The sequence below is a fragment of the Roseovarius halophilus (ex Wu et al. 2025) genome, assembly GCF_047086965.1.
Genome location: NZ_JBKOTX010000270.1, coordinates 1 through 6,102, shown reverse-complemented (window position 1 = coordinate 6,102; position 6,102 = coordinate 1). Strand labels below are relative to the sequence as shown.

Genomic DNA, 6,102 nt, shown 5'->3' with positions numbered 1-6,102 from the left:
TCCATGTTGGGCGTGAAGCTCGGCTTGTGCTTGCCGCGCAGGCGCGTGGCGATGATCGATGCTAGACGGCCGAGAACGACGCCTTCCGCGTCGATCACGTCCAGTGATCGGGGCGTGAAATCCTCGATGCGGCAGTCCTCCTCGGTCAGGAGCAGCGCTGTCGGGGCGTCCGGGTCGGGCCGCACCGGCGCGCGCAGGGGCAGCACGTCGGGCAGCCCCTCGGGCTCAAGATGGTCCAGCCCCTGCACACCCTCGGCGAGATCCGCGTCGCGCGGGGCGAAGCGGTGATCCGTGAACTTGGTGATGTTCCACGCCTGCGCCTTGTAGGGCTTGCCGCGCGTGTGCAGCCCGGCCACCCACCGCCAGCCCAGCGTGTTCGAGGCGGGGTCACCGTCTAGCAGATGGCGATAGAAGAAATCCGCGCCGACCCGCCACGGCAATTCCAGCGTGAAGATCCAGATCGAGGCGAACCACATACGTGCATGGTTGTGCAGGTAGCCCGTGTCGACCAGCTCCCGGGCCCATGCGTCGAAACAGGCCAATCCCGTCTCGCCGGCCTCGGCCCGTTCGACATCGCGTCGCAGGCGGCGGTCAGTGTCCAGCGTGGCAAGATCACGGATCAGACCGTCGCGGTAGCTGTCCCAGACCTGCGGACGGCGTTCCAGCCAGCCCTTGAAGTAACCACGCCAGATCACTTCCTGAACGAATTTCTCGGCATTCTCGTGTCCATGTGCGCCGAGCGCGGCGGCAACGGTTTCATGCTCGGTCACAAGGCGGCGGCGCAGGTAGGGCGACAGCATTGACACGTCGCGATGTGCCCCCGGCCCACGGTCGAAATTGCGTCCGTTGGCGTAGCGCCGTCCCATGCGCGGTGCGAACGCTGCCAGTACATGCGCGCCCGCCGCGCGGGTCGGCTCGGGATGTTTCATTCGTGGTGTGCCTCCGTCTTGAGCGGGTCTCCAGTTAACCCGCTCGCGAAATAAGACAATGCCGCATGCGCCGGCGGGCATTCGATCGTCCTGCGTGACGCGGGCGGTCGTGGCGCTACGTCCGGTCAGGCAGGCAAATACGGAGGGAGCGATGCCCGGCACGAGCGCGGTGGAGCTGCAGGATCTGGCGCTGGAAACGGAAATCGGCACTTACGCGCCGCCGGACACGCGCCCTCGACAGCACATGCTGGACCTGACGCTGCACATCAGCGCCGCGCTGGTCCTGATCGGGGAGGATGGCATGGATCACGTTTTCGATTATGATCCGGTGGTCGCGGACATCGCGCGCGTTGCGCGGGACGGCCCCTATGCCACGCAGGAGCGGCTGATCACCCGCATCGCCGAATCCTGCGCGCGTTACCCCGAGATCGAGGGCGCCGAGATCCGGCTCCGGAAATCCCCCGTCCTGAAGGACAGCGGCGCACTGGGCATCCGGCTCGCGCTTGACGGTGACGACCTTGGCCGCATCCGCGCGACACCGGCGCCTATCTGAGGCGCCGGGCCGATCGTGGCGCCCGGACCAGCGCGGAAAGGCCGCCGGGCAAGTTGACCGTGGCGCTGGCGCCAGACGACATTTTCACAGGCAGGCGCTCATACGCGCCTGCAGCCCGCTGTCAGGCTGCGCCTTCCTCCCCGGGCGGTGTGCCCAAACGAAGCGTGTTGCCGCCCAGTTCGCGGAACACCCTCTGGCGACAGGTCAGCACGATGATCTGCAAGTCGCCCGCTTGCCGGTGAAGGGCGTCGAACATCCGTTCGATCCTGTCATCGTCCGTGAAGACCAGCGCGTCATCGAGGATCACCGGCGCGACCCGTCCCGCCGCGGCGAGCATCCGGGCAAAGGCAAGCCGCACCAGCAGCGCCACCTGTTCCTGTGTGCCGCCCGACAGGATGTCGATGCGTTCTTCCTGGCCGTTGCGGATCAAGGCGTCGGGCAGGAGCGTGTCCTGTCCCCAGGTCAGTTCGGCATCGGGCCAGAGGAGGCCCAGAAGCGGCCTCAATTCCCGTGCGACCGGTTCGAAATAGCGCTCGCGCGCCTCTGTCCGCGCAGCCTCCAGCGCCTCTTCCAGCCGGATCAGGACGGCAACCTCGTGCTCGACGCGGGCAAGGTCTTTCCGCGCCGCGTCCAGTTCCTGTTCCGTCTCGGCAAGCCGTTCCTCGACCGCGTCACCGGACGACCGCGCGATGCGCTCCTCCAGCGTCGCCAGCAGCGGGGTCAGCCGCGCGATCTCGTCGCGCGCCTTGCGCTCGACGGACTCGGCGCGTTTCAACGCGGCGGCCGCGCTTTCGAGATCCGGCGCCGCCCGCTCTTTTTCCGCGTGGTCCGCCTTCGCTTTGTCCAGGGTCGCCGTTGCCTCGGCCACCTCGGTCGCGATGGCATCCTCCGTGATGTCACCGAGCGCGGCGACGGCGTCCTCGGCGCGTTTCATCCGTTCCTGAAGCGAAGCGAGCGACGTGTCGGCCCGTGTGGCCTCGGCTCGGGCATCGGACAGCCGATCGACAGCCCTGTCACGAGCGGCGCGCGCCGTATCGTGGTCCGAGCGGGCCCGCGCCAGCGCGGTCTGGGCCGCCTCGGGGGCGGGCGCGTCGGCGTCTTCCGCCGGTTCCGGTATCCGCGCCAACGCCTCGCGCAGCCGCTCGATCCCGTCCGGTGCGAGGTTTTCAAGCACCGCTTGCGCCGCGCCATGCCGCCGCTCGGCGGCCTGCCGGCGATCTGCCGCTTTGCGGGCCTGCTCGACACTGTCGGCGCCGATCGCCGCGAGCGCCTCGCGCAGCTCGGTTTCGGCCGCCTCGATCGACCGCTCGTCGTGGCCCGTCCCGCCCGGCCGGACCTCGAGCTCGCCGACCCCGTCGATCAGCAGGCGCGTCGTGCGGGGCAGGGGGACGCTCTCCCCCTCCGGCAGCTTGTGGCCCTCGGCATGGATACCGTGCTGGTCGCCGGCATAGCGGGCTATCACCCGTGTCGCTGTCGCGTCACGGGTGGCAATGGCTGCCGCGTGCCGCGAGTCCAGCTTGTCGAGGGCGCGCAACGCGCTTGCGTCGGGGCCCGTGCGCGCAGCGGCGGCGGCAAGCTCCATCTCGTTGCGCGCCTTTTCAGCGTCCGCGATACGCTTCGCGAGGTCTTCGCGCCGATCTGCGCCGTCGCGGGCGGCCTGCGCGCGGTCGGCCCGGCGCTTGGCGTCTTCTGCTTGCTTGAGGGCCGCCTGCGCGGCGTCCAGTACCTGCTCGGCCTCGTTTTTCTCGGCGTGGCGCGTTTCTAGGCGCGCCTTTGCCGCCTGCGCATCCTTCGCGGCGCCAGAGGCTTGCGCGGTTGCCTCGGACTTTTCGGCGATGGCCTTGTGCAGGGCGTCCAGCCGCGCCTTCGCGTTGGTCACGGACAGTTGCGCCATCTCGACCTTGCGCGCCGCCTTCGCGACGGCCTCGGCGTGATGTTCGGCCGCCTGATGGGCCGCCTGCGCGTCCTCGAGCCGCTGGCGGCGGGCCGCCGCGGCCTCCGGTGCCTCGATATCGCGCAGCTCGCGCCTTGCGCGCGTCCGGGCGTCCAGCGCCTCGTGCAAGTCGGCCGCCGTTGTCGCGAGGCTGTCGCGCTGGCGCGTCAGGTCCTCGACGCGGTCGCGCGCCGCTTTCCATGGGCCGCCCTTTCGCGGGCTGCGGTTCTTGCCGGTGGCGTAGACCTCCAGTTCCTTGCGGCAGCGTGACAGGGCCATGTCCATGCGGCGTCCGCCGGTCATCGCCTCGACTTCCTCGCCGACCGAGGACATCAAGTCGCGCCGCGCTTCCAGTGCCGCGGCGCGCTCCTTGGTGGACCCGCCGGTCAGGTCCGTCATGCCCTGGCGCACCCAGATCAGTCCGGAGGGGCCACCGGCATCCGCGCCAAGCAAATCGGCGATCCATGCCTCGGCCGCGTCGGCCTGCGCGATCAGCCGTCCGTTCCGGTGAACGGTTGCCGCCGGCTTGGAGAACCAGCGCTTTTCGATGACGAAACGGCCGGCATCGGTCTCGATCTCGGCGCTTATCCGGGGCGCGCCGCCGGCATGGGGCCGCAGCGCGGTCAATTCCTTGTCACGTGACCCGTGGGCCTTGAAAAACAACGCCTGGATCGCGTCGAACAGCGTCGATTTGCCCTCCTCGTTGGGTTCGCAGAGAACGTTCAGCCCGTCGTCGATACCGTCCACGCGCACGGCGGACGTGAAGCGGCGGACATTTTCCAGCGTGATGGCACGTAGTTTCATTCCGAGGCCTCCTTCACGTAGGCGTGGAGGCGGGCAAGCGCATCGGCCGCCACGTCGCGCTCCTCGGGCGTCAGGGTTTCGGCCTCGGCATCCGTCAGCAGCGCGTCGGCCGCAAGTCGCAACGCGCCGCCGCGGTCGATCTCGTCAAGGTCGGCCGCATCGTAATGCGTGCCGAGCGAGTCCGTCACCAGCTCGAAATGGGCGAATTCGGGGCCGGCGCGTTCCGCGGCGCGTCGCAGGTCCGTCTGTTCCGGCAGCCCGGCCCAGCCCGTTGCCGACACCCGGAGCAGGATGTCCCGCCGGGCCGTGCGCGGCAGGACGGCATCAAGCGCCTCGCCGGCATCCTGCCGCGGGTGCAGGGTCAACGTCACGTCCGACCACAGGAATGTTCCCGTCTCGATCTCGTTCACCCGCGGGTCGGCGCCCCTGCCGTCCAGTTCCACGCACAGGCAGACCCCGCGCCGGTCATGCTTGAACCGGTCCTGCTCGGGGCTGCCCGAATAATGCAGCCTTCGGGAAACGGCCATCCGGCCGTGCCAGTCACCGAGCGCGAGGTAATCCAGCCGTGCCGACCGGTCCCTGTCAGGCGCGATCGAATCGCCGGCGTCGGTGAAGTCGGTGACGCCCCCGTGGGCGAGCCCGATCCGCAGCGACCCCTCGTCGCTCGGCATGGTGACAAGCGCCTCTGTCGGGTCCGCGCCGCCGGAGCGGTAGGCGACGGGGCAGGGCAACAGGGTCGCGCCGGGGGCCATGTCCAGCGGCGCGGTGCCTGTCACGGCGATGACATTCTCGGGGCCGTCCCGACAGATGCTCTCCCACAGCGGTTCGGCATCGCGCAGGTTGTCGTGATTGCCGGGCAGCAGCCACCACGTGATCTGCTCTGCCTCGGCCATGGCCGATAGCGCCTGTCTGATGACCGCCGGTGACGGTGTCGCGGTGTCGAACGTGTCGCCGGCCAAAAGCACATGCGCCGCCCCGTGGGTACGCGCCGCGTCGGCCAGACGGCCGATCGCCCCGTGGCGGGCTTCCATCAGGCGGCCGCGCACGTTGCCGTCCGGTGCTTGGGGGATGTTCGCGAATTTCCGTCCAAGGTGAAGGTCGGAGGAATGAATGAATCGAAATGTCATGACAGCTCCGGTGAGTTATCCATCGCGGGCCGGGAATGGCCGCAGGACATCACGTGGACATGGACGCCGACAGATCCTGTCGTCCTTGCGTGGCCGTGGATGAAAATTGTCTTGACGAACGTGAACATAGAAAGAACGTGTCAAGGGAGTACGTCCGCGTTTCTGTCCGGATCGGCAAGAAGGGCTTTCAATTGTGGCGGGTGAACCACCTCGACGGAATCACCCCAGCACAACAGGTGCCACGCCATTTCCAGCCATCCGGAGGCCGCGAAGCGCACTTCGTAGCTGCCGTCGGGCAGGTACCGTGCGCGCTGATCGGGGTGAAAACGCCATTCGGCCGCGCGCGCCGCGGCATCGGGGGAGAAGCGCCACACGACCTCGCCATACTCCGCCTCGTTCTGGTAGGATCCGAAGGCGCGGGCGGCATGGTCGGACAGGTTGAAACCGGGGTCGCGCTCGAACGCGGTGTCGGTCACGGTCAGATCGGTGATGCGATCCAACCGGAAATGCCGGAATTCCGGCCCCTTGTCCGGCTGGCGCCCCACGAGATAGCGGCGGGAGCCGATCAGGATGCCGTAGGGTTCGACGTCACGGCGGCTGCCGTTGTAGGAAAACCTCACCTTGCTGGGGCCCCGTAGCGCGTCGGCCAGCGCGTCGGAAAGCTGCCGTTCGACGCGAACGACCGGCCCGGGACGCGCCGCGACGCCGTGTGCCTCGAGCATCGCGTCGGCGTCGGCCTCGGCGGCGCGGGCGGCT

General features: G+C 68.8%; 5 protein-coding genes. 1 reads left to right on the top strand and 4 read right to left on the bottom strand.

The features are described from left to right. The coding region (locus ACH107_RS29200) for an uL13 family ribosomal protein (protein ID WP_412509225.1) at positions 1-929 on the bottom strand (929 nt) is incomplete at its 3' end. 151 nt (positions 930-1,080) lie between these two features. On the opposite strand from ACH107_RS29200, the gene ACH107_RS29195 reads away from it, so the two are divergent. Beyond that, positions 1,081-1,482, top strand: a complete 402-nt coding sequence (locus ACH107_RS29195) for a dihydroneopterin aldolase (RefSeq protein WP_412509224.1) — start codon at positions 1,081-1,083, stop codon at positions 1,480-1,482. Positions 1,483-1,603: 121 nt separating this feature from the next. On the opposite strand, the gene ACH107_RS29190 is transcribed toward ACH107_RS29195, so the two are convergent. The 3 genes from ACH107_RS29190 to ACH107_RS29180 all read right to left on the bottom strand — a co-directional run. Then, complete coding sequence (locus ACH107_RS29190) at positions 1,604-4,219, bottom strand: AAA family ATPase (protein WP_412509223.1); 2,616 nt, start codon at positions 4,217-4,219, stop codon at positions 1,604-1,606. Further along, a complete protein-coding gene (locus ACH107_RS29185; protein ID WP_412509222.1) occupies positions 4,216-5,346 on the bottom strand; it encodes a metallophosphoesterase family protein in 1,131 nt (376 codons plus the stop codon). Before ACH107_RS29185 ends, ACH107_RS29190 begins: the two co-directional genes overlap by 4 nt. Positions 5,347-5,486: 140 nt before the next feature. Further along, the coding region (locus ACH107_RS29180) for a helix-turn-helix transcriptional regulator (protein WP_412509221.1) at positions 5,487-6,102 on the bottom strand (616 nt) is incomplete at its 5' end.